Raw genomic sequence first — 18595 nt, 5'->3', positions numbered from 1 at the left:
GCTAAGCAGGTCGCATAATTTTTTAAAAAAGAGCCCATGGATTTGGGATCAGTCTGACTTTCAAAGAATTGAATTATGAAATTGACTTAATGTGCATCTTTTTTCTCATTCTTAGTTGAAACTGGCCGAATTATATGAAAATTGCTGTATTTTCGCAGTTTTTTCCTCTCAACAGCAACTTTTTGCAGAAAATAACTGCATGTTTGCAGGAATTTATGCGGAGTGATGGTCGGATTAGTGGCAAGCACTGATTTTGAGGTTGAGCTTTTTCGAATTTATTACTTGAAAGAAACGCAGACCCTTTCAGTTCACCTTACTTGAGGAAAGACCGGTTTCTTGGTGTTTATGTGTTTATACTTTGTTCGTTTTTGCCTTGTCTTGACTAAAAGAGTCTGTTTTCGATGGAAAAGGTAGCCAGCTACCTGTGAATCATGAATTCAATGGGAAGCAAGACAAATAGGGAGATTAGATTACGTTCAGTAAGAGAAAGTAAAAGTTAGTGATGCCGCAAGGCGTTTTGTACCAGACTTTATATGTTTTGGGGTGAGCGAAGCTTACTCCTTATTTTTAATTTTTGGAAGGTAGAAGTAAGGACTCGAACGTATGGAAGCCAACAGATTACGATTAGTCTACGGGCCTTCGATCTGGTACGGATAGCCAACGCAATATACAGTATAGGTGAAGTCTCTCTCTTAGGGGGAGTGGGAACCTGATGAACATTTTCATCCACCTATGCTATGTCTTTGGATCATCTAACATGAATTCCGCTGACTAACGGAACGTCAATCCTCTATTGTTTGAAAACCCATCCCATTTCATGAAGTCGCGGAACTACGATACGTTATTTCGACTTTAATAGTCAGAAATGCGATATTTTAAACAAATAAGAGATCCTAGTTCCGTTTCGCTTGAAAAATAACGTTAAAACAATGAAATAACGCACCTCACTTCCGTCTAAGCGAGTGATTGGCGGTGTTAAAGGAGATGAAGACACGCCACCGACTTTAGCTTTGAAGGTACATAGAGAATATTAAAAAAATGCCGGATCGAAGACCGGATAAAGTAAGAAAGAAGGGGCAGGCAGCCCAGTGTAGAACAAGGAGGGAATCGGTGTAGGGTGAAGAGGCGTGAGCGTCCGCCCTGATACCTCCGGTGAATGCACGGGTATGCAGCCTACCTTTAAAGAATTCCCTCCCAAGCAAGTATGCGTTTGAACATATCGTGTTTCCACCGCTGCAAGCCTACCCATCCAAGGAACACGATTTCAAGAACGTTCGGAACCCCACACCGAATTCCCTCCAACACACACGTATAAGTTTGCACAAACAGGATCGTCAGGATTGGACTGACGGTCCTTTTTATGCTTCCCAGAATATTTCTTCATCTAAAACCAATGGGAAAAAATGTTTTTTATTTTTCTGAGGGGGACAGCGCCGTTTCTCGTCTTATATAACAGAAGGAAAACAGATACAATATCGCTTAATTGTTTGAACAAAAGCTTAACTGGTGCAAGGAACTGATCTTCACGTGGAATCGAAGCCCTTTATTTATATAGTTTAGGCTTGCGTGTGCACGTTTCTGGAAATTAATTGGGTGGTGAAGCGATGGAGCAATGGACGGATGAGCAGCTGGTCGAACAAGTCCGTCAAGGCAATCAGGATGCGTATCGAATACTTGTGAACCGGCATAAAAATTATATTTTCTCATTGATATACCGGATGTTGAAGCATCGCGAAACCTCGGAGGATTTATCTCAGGAGGCATTTATTAAACTGTACCGATTTCTGGACGGCTATCAGGGCAATGCCAAATTTACAACATGGCTGTATCGTTTGACTGTCAATTTGGTGAAGGACTACCAGCGGTCTAAGGGACAGAAGCTCAATGAGACAGTGCTGGATAAAGTCAAGGGCTGGTTTGCGAGACGCTCGGAGGGGCCGGAGGAACAGGCGGAGCTGAACGAAACGAGACATCTTGTACAATCCTTGCTCTCAAGCATGCCGGAGAAATACCGTTTGATTTTGTATTTGTATCACTATAAGCAAATGTCGTATCAGGAAATCGCCACGGTTACTAATTTGTCGCTTAAAGCAGTAGAAAACCGGCTGTACCGTGGAAAAATGATGCTTAAGGAAAAATGGTTGGAGGTGAACAGGGATGAGTCTTCGTAAAAAACACCCAAGCCAAGCTCTGCTGATCAGCTACCTCACTAACGACTGCACGATGCTTGAACAACAATGGATGGATGCTCATTTGGCTTGCTGTGCAGCTTGTCTGGAGAAGCTTGAGCTGGAACGGACGATAAACGAACTGCTTGACATTCTTCCTATCCTGCAGCCCGCCGACGATTTCACCGATCGTGTCATGGATTCGATTTCTGCAGCAGGCCAAGTAGCGAATCAGGGTTCGTCAGAGGCTCCATCAGGGCAGAAAAGCTACACCAATTGGAGGACGGAGATTATGCACGCCATGATTGCATTTACAGGTACTTACATTTTCATAGCCTCCGGAACGCTGCATCGGATCGTAAATCAGTGGGCCGGACAATTTAGCTTTAGTGTGCAGGAGACGATATTGAAATCAATGACCATCAGCTATAAATTGCTGGATCAAATAGCTGCATTATTTAATCATTTATCATAAATAAACATTTAGGAGGAAACAGCTATGGACGAACATTTGACTAATAATTCACATTCAAACATAAGGCATGAAGAACAGGATACGGATCCGTTTATGGAAGAACGTTTTAAACAAATGAGCCCCCCGTTAACTCCGCCGCCCTTCATTCCCTATGCACATAAAAGCAAGCTGATGGCTGGATTGTTAGCATTTTTCATCCCGGGTACCGGACACTTCTATTTGGGTTTGATGCAAAAAGGGCTGCTGGTAATGATGCTCATCGTTTTGGACATCTGCATGATCATAGCGTTTGATGGCGATAAAAATGGGGGAAACCCGGTGCAGACTTTTTTTGGGTTGATGTTTCCGGTTATTTATTTCTATAGCCTTTTTGACGTTATGCATTCAACCGAAAAGGTCAATGCCAGAAATGCTTTCCTTTATAATGGGCACCTGGATTTCAAGCAAATGAATCAGTGGTTTGACGTGCCGCTGGGCCTAACATCCAATCCGAAAAAATTCGGGCTGCTGCTCATTGCCGGAGGTATGCTGGTCTTCTTTTTCAGCACGAAGCCGCAGTGGATTACCGAGCTGTTTGAATTAATGGGCTCCTACGTAGGCGCCATTGTGTTGATAGCTATAGGTATCTTCTTATTTTTGGGCAAAAGTAAAAAACAGTGAAAATCCTATGCACATCTACAGTAATTCTTCAGAATAAATTAAGAGATTCCATCACTTAATCCTCAGATGTTTTAGATAAGATGAGTGTGTCTGTATTAACTAGCAGGGTTATGGAGGAGTAAAAAGGATGAGCAAGTTAACTGATTTTTCGATGAAAAACATTGCAGGCATACTCATCATTATGCTGCTGCTGCTTGGGGGAGGCAGTTATGCCGCAACGACGCTGAAGGTTGAGATGATGCCGGATATTTCATCTACGCGAGTTTACATCACCGCCCAATATACGGCTCCGCCTAAGGATATTATGGAACAAATCACCAAGCCGATCGAAAAAGCCGTGTCAGGCTTGCAAGGACTGAAGAGCCTAACATCCACCTCGCAGGACAATAGCTCAACCATTGTTTTGGAGTTCGAGCAAGGCAAGAAAGTGGAGGATGCCAAAAGAGAAGCGGAAAGCATCGTCACCAATGTCCGTCTGCCTCAAAGCGCGGAAAAGCCCAAGGTGCTTACGGATGGCTTCGCCTCCAGTCCCGTATATTACATGGCCGTATATGGAAGTGATGGGATGAATCAGAATGAGCTCGATAAGATGTACAAGGATATTATCCTTCCCGGCTTTGAATCCATTAACGGGATGGACCATGTTGACTCCGCTGGAAATCAAGAAAGTGTGTTAACCATCAAATTGGATGCCGGGGCAATTAATAATTACGGACTTACACTGGGGCAGGTTACTGGCCTAATTCAGGCATCTTTAGTTTCAACACCCGCAGGCTTGGTCGATTTTAATGGAAATACGCATATGGTCCGGGTTCGAGGGCAGCTCAACTCCCTGTATAATCTTGAAAATCTCAAAATATCGTTACCTCAAGGGGGGACGCTTTTACTTAAGCAGCTAGCCAAGGTAGAAGCGATCAGTGAGTCGACCTTCATTGCAAGGGTGAATGATCAGCCAGCCATTGGCGTAATTTTATACAAAACAAAAGGAGCGAATGAAGTCGAGTTTGCCAACACAGTAGACCGTATGATCGCAGAATGGGAGCAGAAGCTGCCCGGAGTGGAGTTTCATATTGTTCTGAATGGTGCTACTTTAATAAAAGAGTCGGTTCATGGCATGGTCCAGGAAGGAATTCTGGGTGCCTTGTTGGCCTCTCTCATGATATTTCTGTTTTTAAAAAATGTACGAATGACCTTGATTGTATTGGTTTCAATTCCGCTTTCGATCCTCATTACCTTGTTGTTCATGAATCCGCTCGGTATTTCTCTTAACATTATGACATTAGGCGGTTTAGCTATAGCGGTTGGACGTGTTGTGGATGATAGTATCGTAGTTATTGAAAACATATACAGCGAATTACAAAAAGCTCATGAACGTAATGAATCCGTGATCAAGCTGGCAACTCAGCAGGTTTCCGCAGCTATCACCTCTTCAACTATAACGACAGTCGGGGTTTTCGCTCCAATCGCTTTCGTCAGCGGGGAGATCGGAGAAGTATTTCGCCCCTTTGCTCTTACGCTAGGCTGTGCCTTGTTATCCTCACTTTTGGTCGCGTTGACGGTTATACCGATGCTGGCGAAGCTTATGGTAATGAACAACCGTGCAATACCACAGCATGATGAGTCCAAGGCTGATTGGATGGGGAGCCGTTACAAAAGAGCATTGATATGGTCGCTGAAGCACCGGATCAAAACTTTGGTCATCGCAGGTCTCGTGTTTGTTCTATCTATGGTACTAATCGTTCCGCAGCTTGCTAAGGACTTTATGCCGGAGGGCGAGTCTGACGGACAAATTTTTTATCAAATTGAGATGCCGAGAGAAACATCGATGGAAACGATGAATGCCAAATCGAAGGAAATCGAAGCTATGCTCAGAGATGCCAGGGATCAAGAGGGCAACCCTTTATTCATCTACAATGAGGCGCTTGTCGGCTACAGCTTCAGCAGTGAACGAACGGCTTATAGAACCTCGATGTTTACCAAGGTTGCCAAGACTGCAAATGCCAATGAAGCGGTTAAAAAATATGAAGCTGAGATCCTCAATTTACTTCCGAAAGGTGCTACTGTAAAAGGTAAATTATTAAGCGGGGGGAGCAGCGGCGGCGGTGTCGATTTCTCTTACTCACTGCAAGGGGATGATCAGCTTTACCTGCAGCAAGCGGTGTTAATGGTCAGAGAGAAGATGAAGGAGTTTCCCGAGCTTTATGATATTACCGACGGTCTTAGTAAGTCCAAATCGGAAGTCGAGGTTACAGTTGATGAAAATAAAGCAGGTATCTATGGATTCACAACCGCCGGAGTACTGGAAAATGTGCATAACTGGATCAAAGAGGAAAAGCTCGGGGATTTGAAGTTCGATAATGTAACCTATGCGACAAAGGTGATGCTGGAACCGAGGTATAAAAATTCCGTTGACAAGCTGGGAACGCTGCTTATGAAGTCACAGACGGGCCAAACTATTCAACTTAATGAAATTGCCAAGGTCAAACTAATCGATGCACCGGTTGTAATAAGTCGCGAAGCGCAAAAGCAGGTGTTGAAGGTAACTGCCAAAATCGACAGCAAGGATAAAGGCGGCGTAAGCAATAAAATTTCAATGGAGCTAGGAAAGCTGGATCTCCCCCCAGGTGTAGGCCGTGAGGTGAAGGGGGTCGCTGATGATATCGACAATAGCTTCTCGCAAATGTACGCAGCCATGGCAGCATCCATCTTTATTGTCTACCTGGTTATGGTGCTTGCCTTCGGCAATGCCAGCGCTCCGTTCGCCATCTTATTTTCCCTGCCCCTGGCAGCTATTGGGGGTCTGTTGGGGCTGCTCGTTACTGGGGAATCGCTCAATATAACATCAATGATAGGATTCTTGATGCTGATCGGTATCGTTGTAACTAATGCTATTGTGCTAATTGATCGTGTTCAGCAGCTTATAGAGCAGGGGCACTCCGTTCATGATTCGCTTGTAGAAGCAGGAATGACGAGATTGAGGCCGATTATTATGACGGCAGGAGCGACCATTTTAGCTTTGATGCCGCTTGCTCTTGGTTTTTCCAAAGGGACGTTAATTTCCAAAGGATTGGCTGTGGTAGTTATTGGAGGGCTTACGACCTCCACGCTTCTTACGCTGGTTATCGTGCCAATTATTTACGAGCTTATCTACGTATTTAAAAATAAGTTTGCCCCAGCTAGCAAAGCTCATGTAAATCCTTCATCAACCATTCATCCGTTCCATCTCGAGAAATAAACCATATATGGGTGAACTTTCCTTGAGGTTTATAGATCAATTCTTTGGCACGCAATATATCTGACATTCCGAAGGCTGGGGAAGCATTTCTAATAATTAGCGCAATAGGGTAAGTGGTGGAGTACTTATCTATTTTGATTTCCTTCGTTTGGATCCTTTTGTTTAATTCCTCGATTAACATCTCAATAACCTCAAGGCTGTGGACGCTTTCCTTAGAACGGCCTAACAGCATCTTGGCTTCTTCCGAATCATAAAATAAATGGGTGATCTCCACCCCCATTTTTCTATGGTACGAATCCTGCAGCACTGCATCCGGGCGCTCCCGCTGGTACAGCAACCTAAGCTTTTTATCATGGTTTTGGTTATAGATCTGGATGAAAATTTTTACCGCCGTACGCTCCAGGTCTCGCTTCTCTTGATAACCATGTACCATAAAACCCCTCCTAAATCTACCCCGATGACTTCTTCTAATTGTCTCATGAGAACGGTTAAAGGACAAGTCTTTACAGGGTCGGCTATTGCCAAACTCCCAAGAAACGATGATAATTTAAACTGTTCATCTGGCAGGGGAGGTAGATGTATTGCAGCTATATCAACGATGGACAGCGAATTGGAGATCCAGCTTGAAATGGAAGTTAGTTTCCGTATTTGCTGCTATCATTTTATGCAATTCTGTAGTGATAGGTTTATTCGTCAATAAGGAAGTAACGACTGTTATCGAACGGGATGAAGTCAGGCTGAGCGGGCTTGTGTTGAAGCAGGCTAACTTGAACCTGGGCCGTTATTTACAAGAATATGAGCGATTCCTGATGACGCTTGGAACAAGTCAGGAAATGACTACATGGACCAACCTAAGCATTAACAAGAAAGTGGAGTCACTAGTACCTTATTCCATACTTCAAAAGGATCAACTCCAGCCCTTTGCTAATGTTCATCCGGAGATTGTATCGATTAGTCTCTATAATATAAATGAAAACCAGACGTTCTTTTCTCCTGAATGGGCACAGCGCATCGGATATTCGATGAAAAACGAGCCTTGGTTTGGGGAAATTCCGGTAGTGGGAAATATAAGCTATCATGTGGAAGAAAGCCACAGCTACATGGATTCCAGGCTTAACCCTATTACGATTCCGGTCGTATCACTCATTAAACGTTTCGGATTTAAAGGGGCCACTTATGTAAAAATTGATATTCGTCCGGATTTGCTCCAGAGCATATTGAATGAAATGCATTTGGGCGACAACGGTACAGGACTTATTGTGGATTCGAGTGGAACGATAGTAGCGCACCCTAACAAGGACCTGTTCTTATCTCCACTCAATCAGGCTATGACAGAACGAATTCAGGATTCTGCTGAAGGAGCTTTCGTATTGGACGATACCAAGGAAATCGTTATCTATGATCCGGTAGCGAATACGGATTGGAAATCAGTCATTATTTTACAGTACGATGAGATCGCTCAAAGCATTTTTAAGATTCGTAATGTGATGCTGGCTACTACGATTATTTGCCTGATACTTTCGGTAGCTTTGATCGTCTTTGCTTCGTTCTCGATCACACGCAGGCTGACCAAAATGAAGCAGTCGATGAAACAAACGGGGTTAGGAAAATTTAACGTTCCCGTGCCCGTGGAGGGCCAGGATGAAATAACCCATTTGGCGCAATCGTATAATACGATGCTGGAGGATTTGCAAGATCAGATCAAACGTCTTGCGGAATCGAAGCTTGCAGAGCAGCAATCCGTTCTCTTTTCTCTGCAATCCCAGATAGACGCCCATTTTTTGTACAATACGCTCGAAATCATTAACTCAATGGCTTCACAGATCCAGCATCGGGACATCGAGGAAATCACAATTTCACTTGCCCATATGTTCAGATATATTGCCAATAATAAGCAAGTGGGTATTACCATAAACGACGAGGTTGGGCATTTGCGGCGGTACCTCCATATCATACGCATTCGTTACCGGGGACAGTTTACTTATCATCTGGAGATGGATGAGTCATGTCGGGATGCGGAATGCTTAAAGGTTATTTTACAGCCATTGGCCGAAAATGCTCTTAAACACGGTCTGGAAACTACGGGTCAATCCATTGACCTTTCCATTTCTATTCGGAATGTGGAGGATCGGCATGTCGAAGTGATCATATCCGATAATGGTAAAGGATTTGACGAGGAACGATTGCACAGTCTGACCGGTGAACTGCAGAGGAAAAATTTCCAGTTGAGCCATTTTCAAAGAATAGGTCTGCTGAATATCCAATACCGCTTATCAACCTTGTACACTTCTGCAGAAGCGGGGCTGACCATAGGTAATAATAGTTCGGGCGGGGCTTATGTGCAAATTGTATTTCCTTATATTAAAAGCAATCAACAGCAGTAAGGGGGAGCATCTGTGAAACGTATATTAGTTATCGACGATGAGCAGCACATTCGTGCGGGCGTTATCGCGAAGGTGGAGCAGCTGGGCGATGAAACCATGCAGATTTGTGGTGAGGCTTCCAATGGGGCTGAGGGGCTCAAGTGGCTGGAAAGCAATTATGCAGACATTTGCATAACGGACATTCGTATGCCCATCATGGATGGATTGACGATGATTCCGCTACTTGAGCAGAAATACCCATGGATGCAGTGTATCATTATGTCCAGCTACGACGATTTTCAATATGCTCAACGAGCTATCCAGCTGGGTGTCACCGATTATATTCTAAAGCCGATTGAGCGTGAAATTCTGAGCGAATCTCTAGATCATGCATGCAATCAGATTGATCAACGACGCAAAGATCGAGCTTATCATGTGATGGCCAAGCGGATCCACGAATCACAAGCTCTCATGAGCCGTTGGAAAGATTTGATTGTAACGCGTCAGTTCACCAAATACCCGCTGCTTGTGGCAGATACGCTCAATAGTATGGAGGAGTGGAGTCGAGGGGCCTTGTATTTGTTGGAGGCTCTGTCTTACACATGGATTCAGATGGTGGCAGCAGAGGTGAAGCTGGGACAGCCTACAATGACAGCTGTCAGAGACAGTGAACTAGGCTTTGAATCGTTAGTTCTGCATCATGAAGATGCCCGATTTTACTTTCGGCTAAGTGCAGTCATGCGCTTGGAGAGAGGTATATTGGATTTATTCGAGATGGTGAAGGGTGGCGCCGTTCAAGAGAACGCTAAGGTTGTCGGTTCCGTAAAGCAATATATCGATGAGCATTATGCGGAAAAAATCAATCTGGAGGAGCTTGCGGATCTGATCCCGATGAGCAGATCTTATTTAACCGTATTGTTCAAGCAAAGCACAGGGATAACGATATGGAATTATTTGGTCGAGGTTCGGATGAATCAAGCCAAGCTCATGCTGCTGGACCAACAGCTTAAAATTTACCAAATTGCCAACCGGGTCGGTTATGAGAATAGCGAGCATTTCTCCAAGCTGTTTAAAGAATACTTTGGGGTGACCCCCAAAGAGTACAGGCGTCTGGTTGAGTTGAATGTGGAATAGACATTTTCGTCAGAAATGCTTCAAGAATCGGGTGTGCTCCCGATTTTTTTGACGTATAAGAAAGTTTAAGTGCTTTACACACTAAAGTGGGGATACCCTTTCTAATGTTGTTTAAGTCATGGAGCGAGAACCGATGCTCAAAGTTTCTTGCATTGTAAAGGAGACTAGGACACTCTTACGGCTGCGGAAAGAAAGACGATAGATGGAAATCCTCCCGTTAATCCAGCCTGGATATCGTTTGAAAGCAATCTAACTGGAAAAACTCCTGCTAATAGAGGTGATAGGGATGAGATCAGCCAAAATCCTTAGAATTAGCATGAGAAATTCCAGTTATAGGGCTTGGAATGCTATTTTTGGGAGAAAATAACGTGACAATTTCCTGATAATTGCGTGGGGATCGCTAGGCTGCCCATGCCATACTGTAAACGAATCCCGAAGCCCGCGATTAGCACGCGTTGGAAAGCGACCTTATATCTGCTATTCGCTGAGAATACCTAAGAAGGGCGTGAAAGGGCTGTTCCAAAATGAATTTTGGGACAGCCCTTTCATTATCACAAACAAAGCTACCATTAAAACACGAATGTATCCCCATCGAAAGGGCTCCGATCAGAATTTTTTCTTAATTTCTATTAACCTGGGAATCATCTAAAAATCACTATGGTTTTAATCCTATTGCCTTGTTGTGAGCTAGTCGGCATTGGCTGATAATAATAGAGAGAGCAGTAAGATAAAGTTTTAAAAAGGGAGTATGGCCGATGAAAAGGAAAAAACTACTTGTATCGTCATTTTGTTTGGTACTCAGTATGTCTGTGGTCTTAAGCGCTTGCAATGGAACGAAGGATGGCACTAACAGTGGTGCCAAAGAGAACAATGGGGCGAAAATTAATCCGGTTGGGACGTATCCGATTTCAGATGAAAAGATCAATCTGAAAGTATTTACTCAGCAGGATGTAAACGTTGAAAACCTGGAAACCAATGATTTTACGAAATGGTATGAAAGCAAAACAAATGTTCATGTAGAGTGGGAGGTTGTGCCGAAGTCTGCGGCGGCGGAGAAGCTTCAAGTGAAGCTGGCCGGAGGGGATCTCCCCGAGGTATTCATGTCTGCAGGCATTACGGATAGCCAGTTGGTCGCTTACGGAAGCCAAGGATTGTTTATGCCACTCAATGATTTGATTGAGAAGTATGCGCCTAATGTGAAGAAAATGATGAAAAATTCGCCATGGCTTGACCAATATATGTACACGCCGGACGGAAAGATTTATTCGATTCCGAACGTAGGGGAAACATTTCATGCGACAATGCCCAAAAAGATGTTTATTTATAAGCCTTGGCTTGACAAGCTTGGCTTACAAATCCCAACGACAACAGAGGAGCTTTATAATGTATTGATGGCATTTAAGACTAAAGATCCGAATGGCAATGGGAAGGCAGATGAAATCCCGTTGTCAGGGGCGAATGGAACGACTAATTCGAATAATGAGCCGGAAAGCTTCATTATGCAGTCTTTCATATATTACGACAAAACGAGTTACTTAATGGTCGACAAAGGGCAGGTTGAATTTGCAGCTGATAAGCCGGGCTACAAAGAAGGGCTTAAATACATACGGAAGCTCGTGCAGGACGGTTTGCTGCAGCCGGATGCGTTCATTCAAGACCGCAAAGCGTTGACTGCCCTGGCCGAAGATCCTGCGGGCTCAAGACTTGGAGCGGGAACCGCGCTGTATTGGGGCAACATGACCATTGATAATGGACCAAGCGGCCGATATAAGGATTATGTTGCCGTTCCGGTATTAAAAGGTCCGAACGGTCAATTCTTCGGGTTCGATAGAGGACATGTTCCAAGCGCAGGAGCGTTTGTTATAACAAGAAACAATAAAAATCCGGAAGCGAGCATGCGTTGGATCGATTGGTTTTTCGATGAGCATGCCAAGCTTAATGAAGGCTGGAGCGATTATCTGGGGCAGGAAGGCGTCGGTTGGAAGAAGCCGGATGCCGGCATGAAAGGGATAGACGGAAGACCTGCTACTTATCATATGATCATGCCGTTCGGCACAAAAAATAATAACCGCTGGACGCAAACAGCCCCTCGATACCAGGATGAAGCTTTCCGCATGTCCTTGGCTGCCACACCGGAAGCGGAAACGGAAGTCAGGCTGCAGGCGAACACCAAGGAGCTGTACAAACCGTTTTCCAAGGCGGAAATGCAGGTTCCTCATATGTTCTTCAAAGAAGAAGACCTGGCGAAGTTCGGCGATATCCAAAAGAACATTACGACAGTCGTACAAGATTTTATGCTCAAATTCGTTACGGGTTCCCTGGATATTGAAAAGGATTGGGGTAAATACACTCAGGAACTGGACAATGCAGGATTGCAGCAATATTTAAAAATCATGCGTGAAAATTATTCGAAAATCAAAAAGTAATCCGGCTTCCTCACAATGAATGAGCAGGGCCTCCGACTCCGGAGATTGCATCGTTAATCTTACTTTGCGATCTTCGGAGAATTACCCAAAGGAGAGGATTCCGAATGTTGAATCAAGCTAAAACCCAATTGCATCCTTCTGCCAATGTCCCTGCTTCAGCTAATAGCAGGCTCAAAAAGTTGAAAAAGATCAGGGAGAATTGGCAGCTCTATTCGCTGCTCTTAATCCCGTTTGTATATGTAATTGTATTCCATTATGTTCCCATGACAGGTCTTGTCATCGCATTTAAAAATTATAATGTGGTCCAGGGCGTTTTTAACAGCAGGTGGGTGGGGCTCACACATTTCGAACGATTTTTCAATTCGTATGATTTCTGGAATGTGTTGAAAAATACACTGACGTTGAGCGTATATAACCTTGTTGTCGGATTCCCCGCTCCGATCATTTTGGCATTATGTATTAATTATTTACCGAGTAAAAGGTTTAAGAAGCTGCTGCAAATGACGACCTACGCGCCTCATTTTATTTCAATCGTAGTTATTGCTGGCATTATCGTGCAGCTGCTTTCACGTGAAGGTCTTGTCAACACAATGATTGTGGCATTAGGCGGAGAACGGATTAACTTCTTGGGAACTCCTGAATATTTCAAATCCATCTATGTGTTCTCTGGAGTGTGGCAGCAGGCTGGTTGGGGCTCCATCATTTATTTGGCGGCTTTATCAGGAATCGACCCGCAGCTTCATGAGGCTGCCCGGATGGATGGGGCCAACAAGCTGAGACGGATATGGCATATCGACATTCCCGGGATTTTACCGACGATCGTTATCCTGCTTATTATGGATGTCGGCCGTATCATGAATATCGGGTTTCAAAAGGTGCTGCTGCTGCAAAATCCTCTCAATGTATCGACATCGGAAGTCATTGATACGTATGTTTATAAAGTGGGCATCATTTCCGGAATGCCGAACTTTTCTTACGCTGCTGCCATTGGTCTATTCAAATCCATCATTGGAGTTATTCTGATCATAGCGGTCAATCGCATCGCCCGAAAGGTGAATGATACCAGCTTATGGTAAAGCAGAGGCTCCTGCTTGCAATGCCAGCTTCAGCTTTTTTTGCAAGGAAGATAAGCACAAGGAGGGAAGATGATGAAAGAACAGAGGATCGGGAAAGAAACGGGCAGTGACAAAATGTTTACCGTCCTGATTAGCATCCTTTCATGTATCATATTGCTTGCCGTTTCGTATCCGCTCATTTATGTTATCAGCGCTTCCTTCAGTTCGCCTGGGGCATTGATGTCGGGGAGAGTATGGCTTCTGCCAGTGGAGCCTGGTTTGGAAGGATATAAAGCGGTTATTGCGTACAAAAATGTATGGACGGGATACGCGAACAGTTTATTTTATACGATTATAGGCACTTGTATTAATGTTGTCCTGACTATTGCAGCTGCATATCCGCTGTCCAGGAAAGATTTGTCTGGCCGCAAGTTTATCTTGTTATTGTTTACCTTTACGATGATTTTTTCCGGTGGAATGATTCCGACTTATTTGCTGGTTAAGGATCTGGGTCTTCTTAATACAAGATGGGCGCTGCTTATACCGAATGCACTTAGCGTTTTTAATGTTATTGTGGCTATGAGCTTCTTTCGCAGTAATATTCCCGATGAATTGCTCGAGTCAGCGAAGATCGACGGCTGTAGTAATTTCCGCTTTATGACGAGCATTGTGCTGCCTGTGTCGGGTGCAATTATCGCTGTTATTAGCTTATTTTATGCAGTGGATCATTGGAACAGCTTTTTCGATGCTTTGCTGTATTTGTCGGACAAAAACAAATATCCGCTGCAAATTTTCTTGAGAGAAATATTGCTGTTAAATACATCGGACAATTTGACATTGGATGTAGCGGATCAGAACCAAAGGCTGTATTTGAACGAGCTGTTGAAATATTCTTTAATTATTTTTGCTAGCTTGCCACTGATTATCATGTATCCTTTTGTGCAAAAGCATTTTGTCAAAGGTGTCATGATCGGTTCCTTGAAGGGATAAATGCTGCGAATCAATCAAATAGGCTTGGGAGGGTTATTGTATTATGAAGCAAGCGGTTGGATCATTAGTAGAGCAAAGCTGGTCACTTCAATCTCCGGATGGTTCCATTGAATTCATTGTAGCGCTGGATGGGCAAGGAAAGCTGGGGTATACGGTAAACAGAGCTGGAAAGTCTATTCTGGCGTTTTCTTCTCTAGGGATCGTGACGGAGAGGGAGAGCTATACGGAGGGACTCTCGTTCAATAAAGCTGTCCATACTGTCATTGATGAAGCTTACAAGCTTCCTCATGGAAAAACTAGTCATTATTTAAATCACGCTAATGAGCTAACGCTTTACTTGGATAAAAACGGGCATGAGCTGCTGTTGGTGTGCCGTGCTTATAACGATGGCATTGCGTTTCGCTATCAGCTTCCAGAAGAAGGAGAAATACAGATTACTTCTGAACCTACCGAATTTGTACTGCCTCAGGAGACACTTGTTAATGTGTGGGCACAAAAGTTCATGGAATGTTATGAGCGAACTTATGATCACAGTATGCTTGAGCTAATGGATGAAGAGGATTACGCCTTCCCGATGCTGTTCCAGGTGGGCAATGACGGCTGGATGCTGCTGACGGAAGCAGCCGTATATGGCGAATACTGCGCATCTCATGTGAAAGTAAGCAGAGAGAAGTTGCGTACGCTCGATCTTGCCTTCGCCCCGGATCAGGCAGTGCCGAATGTGACGAAGGGTCCATTTGCCACACCTTGGAGAACTGCGATCATCGGCGGCGATCTGGCTGCTATTGTGGAATCCACTTTGGTGTTCCATTTGAACCCGCCTTCGGAGGTCGAAGATATTTCATGGATCAAACCGGGCCGCTCCGCTTGGTCTTGGCATCCTGACAGCATGTCCCCGAGAGATCAGGAGAAACAAAAGCGTTTTGTTGATTTTGCCGCTGAGATGGGCTGGGAATATTCGCTTGTTGACGGTGGTTGGGATCGAGAGGAAAGCACTACAGATGTCCCAGAGCTGATCCAGTATGCAGAACCGAAAGGGGTGGGCATTTGGCTGTGGTCCCATTTCAAAAATTTGAAAGAGGAAGATGAATGCAGACGGAAGCTCGTGCTTTGGGCTGGTTGGGGAGTGAAAGGGGTCAAGGTTGATTTCTTCGACAGCGATGCTCAAGAGCGAATCCAGGTGTATGACATGATTGCTCGCGTTGCGATGGAATACAAACTTATGATCAATTACCATGGCTCAACCAAACCATCTGGGGAGGAGCGCCGTTGGCCGCATGTCATGACCAGAGAAGGTATTCTCGGAGCTGAATATTGGAAAAATGATTTGAACGAAGGGCCTAACGCAGCTCATAATTGCACAGTTCCGTTCACACGCAACGTCGTGGGGGCAATGGATTATACGCCGGTTACTTTTTCAAGGCTGACTCGTACAGGGCATTGCCATCAATTGGCTTTGGCGGTTATTTTCGAATCGGCCGTACAAAATTTTGCTGATTCGATTGAAGCATATGAGGAAAGCATCGGGAATCCGTTCTTGAAGCAGGTTCCGGCGGCATGGGATCAAACCGTTCTGCTCGAGGGCTACCCAGGACGTTTTGTATCAATGGCCAGAAGAAGCGGGGAAGATTGGTTCGTGGGCTCCATATGTGCCGCTGGAGGAAGAAAGGCTCATATCTCCCTTGATTTTCTGGAGAGCGGGGAAGCTTATGAAGCGGAGATCTATGAGGAGGTTTTCGGTCCCTTGGACCATTACCGATTTAAGCATTCCACTGAAATTACGGTGCGCAAGGAAACGGTAACCTGCAACGATACGCTGCATCTTCCGCTTAAAGTTAATGGTGGCAGTGTGATTCGGATTACGAAGTCGGGGAAAGTTAGTTCATAAAAGCAAAATGAAAAGACCTCCAATCCCATTATTCAACGGGGATCGGAGGTCTTTTATTAGTAAGGAATACAGAATCCATTGTTTACTTGTGATTCGGTCCGTGGCCTTGCTTCTTCGGGTCGCACCATACTTCTTCCAATACCCGCATCGTATTACCGCCGATCACCTTGGCGATATCTTGATCGGAGTAGCCATGCTTAACGAGCCAACGGACGATATTCGGGAAGCAGTCGCCGGGATTTTCCAGTCCTTCGACATATTCCACCTTCTCATATGGCATGTTGCCTTTGGACGCGGAAAGCGACAGCGCTTCGGAAAGCGCTTTGTGTATAGCGACATGGTCGCCGAATAAAGTATCGGGTCCGAACGTAACATGATCTATTCCTACAAGCTGGACGCAGTATTCGAAATGCTCCATGAAGGATTCGATGTTATGCTTGGGATGGTTCTGGGTGATTGTTGTATGCGGTGCTGCTTCGATCGCGATAACTCCGCCTTTGGCCGCACAAGCTTTGATGACATCGTCCGGCTTGAGGCGGTTCGTATTCCACAGAGCACGAGCTCCGGCATGTGTGATGAAGATCGGCTTATCGCTCACCTCAATGGTATCCAGAGAGGTTTGGTCATTGGAGTGAGAAACATCGATGGCCATGCCGAGTTTGTTCATACGGCGTACGGCTTGCTTGCCGAATTCGGTTAATCCGCCACTTTTTTCCTTCAAGCCCATGCCAAGGGAGTTGCCTTCACTATAGGCGATCCCCATGCAGCGAACACCGAAGCCGTAAAGAATATCGAGGCGGTCAAGTTCATTCTCAATCATGCTGGCCCCTTCAATAGACGCAACGAATGCGATTTGACCATTTTGCTTGGCACGGCGAATATCATCCGTGGTTAAGCCCATGATGACCATATCCTGATGGGCGATATCGCTCAAACGCATGCCAAGATCGTAAAGAATATCGTCCCACTTCCAGCCCCCGCGTGAGGTGATCATAGCAGTGCCGTTCATCAAATTATCGAACACGCAGTCCAGCCCGGAACGGGATAACCCTTCGTATCCAGTAAAATCACGGCCCCAACGGCGGAATTCCAGAAATTCATTCAGGTTGGCCGGCGCTTTGAACGTATGTTCATGCAGCGAGATGACGATGTTTTCGGCAAGAATGTTTTGTACGCGTGCTTCTTGATCTTCAGTTATCGGAACAATATATTCGGGGAACAGCGTTGTTTCCTTCACAAGCTCAAAGCTCTTGAAATCTATGCCCGGCTCGAGATATTGATACGACTGGTAACCGCGGTAATTTTTTTTATTCATGATGTAATCACGCCTCTCATTATTTGGAAGTAGGTACAACTTCGTTCAAAAATCGGCGGACTTCCGCCTGGAATTTCTCGCGTTCTTCATTCTGTGGGGAATGACCGCTATTCTCAAACACAACCAAGCGGCTGTTCGGGATTTCACGGGCGATTTCTTCGGATGCTTCAAGCGGCGTAATCCAGTCATGCCGTCCACATAGAACGAGAGTCGGAGCTTGGATCGTTTTCAACCGGTCGACGATATTGAAATTGGGCTGGTTATGGGAAAATGCCCAGTTGTGGGTTTCGTAACGAAAAATGAGTGAGTTAAGATGGTTGTCCAAATCGGCCTGCGTAAACTTGACCCAATATAATGGTAGAATAGCCGCATACATCGACCGGAAATCGTCGTTGTCTTTAGCTTGTCCGTTGAACAGCCGGTCCAACAGCTCCTGCGTAATGCCGGGAAGGCCGCTTTTCATCGCACGTTCATGTGCCGTATAGCGGTAAGCATTGGAAGCCGCCGTATCGCGAAGCACAATGCCGGCTACGTTCTCTGGATACCGAAGCGCATATTCAAGAGCCAAATACCCGCCATAAGAACCTCCGGCTATGATGATCTTACCTAATCCGAGCTCAGTGCGCAGCGCTTCTGTATCGGCATTGAACTGCTCGTGGCTGTATGGCTCTGCGCCTTCCGATTGGCCGTTTCCCCGTTGATCATAGGAAATCGCACGATATCCCTCGGAAGCAAACGTTCCATAGACGGCGGCGTCGCCATGTCTGGAGCCGAGTCCCGGTCCGCCATGAAGAGTAATGATCGCCGGACCTTCGCCTTGATCCTCAACATAAAGAGTGACGCCGTTTATGTTCATCTTTTTAAGCATGTACCTACTTCCTTTCCG

At 45.1% G+C, this 18595-nt stretch carries 13 protein-coding genes; 10 read left to right on the top strand and 3 right to left on the bottom strand.

Going from position 1 to position 18595, the window contains the following annotated elements:
• Positions 1 to 1604: 1604 nt before the first annotated feature.
• From ACFQ0C_RS15720 to ACFQ0C_RS15705, 4 genes are all read left to right on the top strand, one after another.
• The gene (locus tag ACFQ0C_RS15720) at positions 1605 to 2171 is read left to right on the top strand and encodes an RNA polymerase sigma factor (RefSeq protein ID WP_258211581.1); all 567 of its coding nucleotides are present in this window, start codon (positions 1605 to 1607) and stop codon (positions 2169 to 2171) included.
• A complete protein-coding gene (locus ACFQ0C_RS15715) occupies positions 2158 to 2643 on the top strand; it encodes a hypothetical protein (protein WP_379368018.1) in 486 nt (161 codons plus the stop codon). The genes ACFQ0C_RS15720 and ACFQ0C_RS15715 overlap by 14 nt, the downstream gene beginning before the upstream one ends.
• Before the next feature lie 24 nt (positions 2644 to 2667).
• Entirely contained in the window at positions 2668 to 3303 is a 636-nt protein-coding gene (locus ACFQ0C_RS15710) for a DUF6677 family protein (protein WP_379368017.1), read from the top strand.
• A 127-nt stretch (positions 3304 to 3430) separates the two neighbouring features.
• A complete protein-coding gene (locus tag ACFQ0C_RS15705; RefSeq protein WP_379368016.1) occupies positions 3431 to 6538 on the top strand; it encodes an efflux RND transporter permease subunit in 3108 nt (1035 codons plus the stop codon).
• Here ACFQ0C_RS15705 and ACFQ0C_RS15700 read toward each other — a convergent pair.
• Positions 6480 to 6971 (bottom strand): hypothetical protein, encoded by a 492-nt coding sequence (locus tag ACFQ0C_RS15700; protein ID WP_258211577.1) that lies wholly within the window; start codon positions 6969 to 6971, stop codon positions 6480 to 6482. The genes ACFQ0C_RS15705 and ACFQ0C_RS15700 overlap by 59 nt on opposite strands.
• Before the next feature lie 148 nt (positions 6972 to 7119).
• Between ACFQ0C_RS15700 and ACFQ0C_RS15695 the strand changes: the two genes are divergently transcribed.
• From ACFQ0C_RS15695 to ACFQ0C_RS15670, 6 genes are all read left to right on the top strand, one after another.
• Complete coding sequence (locus ACFQ0C_RS15695) at positions 7120 to 8922, top strand: sensor histidine kinase (protein ID WP_379368015.1); 1803 nt, start codon at positions 7120 to 7122, stop codon at positions 8920 to 8922.
• Between the two features lie 12 nt (positions 8923 to 8934).
• The gene (locus ACFQ0C_RS15690; RefSeq protein WP_379368014.1) at positions 8935 to 10035 is read left to right on the top strand and encodes a response regulator; all 1101 of its coding nucleotides are present in this window, start codon (positions 8935 to 8937) and stop codon (positions 10033 to 10035) included.
• A 755-nt stretch (positions 10036 to 10790) separates the two neighbouring features.
• The gene (locus ACFQ0C_RS15685) at positions 10791 to 12461 is read left to right on the top strand and encodes an extracellular solute-binding protein (protein ID WP_379368013.1); all 1671 of its coding nucleotides are present in this window, start codon (positions 10791 to 10793) and stop codon (positions 12459 to 12461) included.
• A 104-nt stretch (positions 12462 to 12565) separates the two neighbouring features.
• Positions 12566 to 13537: an ABC transporter permease gene (locus ACFQ0C_RS15680; RefSeq protein WP_379368012.1), complete on the top strand. Its 972-nt coding sequence runs from the start codon at positions 12566 to 12568 to the stop codon at positions 13535 to 13537.
• 69 nt (positions 13538 to 13606) lie between these two features.
• A complete protein-coding gene (locus ACFQ0C_RS15675) occupies positions 13607 to 14506 on the top strand; it encodes a carbohydrate ABC transporter permease (protein WP_379368011.1) in 900 nt (299 codons plus the stop codon).
• A 43-nt stretch (positions 14507 to 14549) separates the two neighbouring features.
• Positions 14550 to 16394, top strand: coding sequence for a glycoside hydrolase family 97 protein (locus tag ACFQ0C_RS15670; protein ID WP_379368010.1), 1845 nt, complete (start codon positions 14550 to 14552; stop codon positions 16392 to 16394).
• An 82-nt stretch (positions 16395 to 16476) separates the two neighbouring features.
• Here ACFQ0C_RS15670 and ACFQ0C_RS15665 read toward each other — a convergent pair whose 3' ends face one another.
• Both ACFQ0C_RS15665 and ACFQ0C_RS15660 read right to left on the bottom strand, forming a co-directional pair.
• The gene (locus tag ACFQ0C_RS15665; RefSeq protein ID WP_379368009.1) at positions 16477 to 17709 is read right to left on the bottom strand and encodes a dipeptidase; all 1233 of its coding nucleotides are present in this window, start codon (positions 17707 to 17709) and stop codon (positions 16477 to 16479) included.
• 19 nt (positions 17710 to 17728) lie between these two features.
• On the bottom strand, positions 17729 to 18577 hold the full coding sequence (locus ACFQ0C_RS15660; RefSeq protein WP_379368008.1) for an alpha/beta fold hydrolase: 849 nt from the start codon (positions 18575 to 18577) through the stop codon (positions 17729 to 17731).
• Positions 18578 to 18595: the final 18 nt, after the last annotated feature.

Origin of the sequence: Paenibacillus sp. GCM10027630, assembly GCF_042676305.1 — a bacterium.
Classification (GTDB): domain Bacteria; phylum Bacillota; class Bacilli; order Paenibacillales; family NBRC-103111; genus Paenibacillus_S.
This window is presented reverse-complemented; position numbering and strand designations above follow the sequence as displayed.

Bases quoted from the DNA above. Each gene is read 5' to 3' on its own strand.
- ACFQ0C_RS15665 (WP_379368009.1), bottom strand. From the start codon at position 17,709: ATGAATAAAAAAAATTACCGCGGTTACCAGTCGTATCAATATCTCGAG.
- ACFQ0C_RS15670 (WP_379368010.1), top strand. From the start codon at position 14,550: ATGAAGCAAGCGGTTGGATCATTAGTAGAGCAAAGCTGGTCACTTCAA.
- ACFQ0C_RS15685 (WP_379368013.1), top strand. From the start codon at position 10,791: ATGAAAAGGAAAAAACTACTTGTATCGTCATTTTGTTTGGTACTCAGT.
- ACFQ0C_RS15715 (WP_379368018.1), top strand. From the start codon at position 2,158: ATGAGTCTTCGTAAAAAACACCCAAGCCAAGCTCTGCTGATCAGCTAC.
- ACFQ0C_RS15675 (WP_379368011.1), top strand. From the start codon at position 13,607: ATGATGAAAGAACAGAGGATCGGGAAAGAAACGGGCAGTGACAAAATG.
- ACFQ0C_RS15705 (WP_379368016.1), top strand. From the start codon at position 3,431: ATGAGCAAGTTAACTGATTTTTCGATGAAAAACATTGCAGGCATACTC.
- ACFQ0C_RS15680 (WP_379368012.1), top strand. From the start codon at position 12,566: ATGTTGAATCAAGCTAAAACCCAATTGCATCCTTCTGCCAATGTCCCT.
- ACFQ0C_RS15710 (WP_379368017.1), top strand. From the start codon at position 2,668: ATGGACGAACATTTGACTAATAATTCACATTCAAACATAAGGCATGAA.
- ACFQ0C_RS15660 (WP_379368008.1), bottom strand. From the start codon at position 18,577: ATGCTTAAAAAGATGAACATAAACGGCGTCACTCTTTATGTTGAGGAT.
- ACFQ0C_RS15720 (WP_258211581.1), top strand. From the start codon at position 1,605: ATGGAGCAATGGACGGATGAGCAGCTGGTCGAACAAGTCCGTCAAGGC.
- ACFQ0C_RS15700 (WP_258211577.1), bottom strand. From the start codon at position 6,971: ATGGTACATGGTTATCAAGAGAAGCGAGACCTGGAGCGTACGGCGGTA.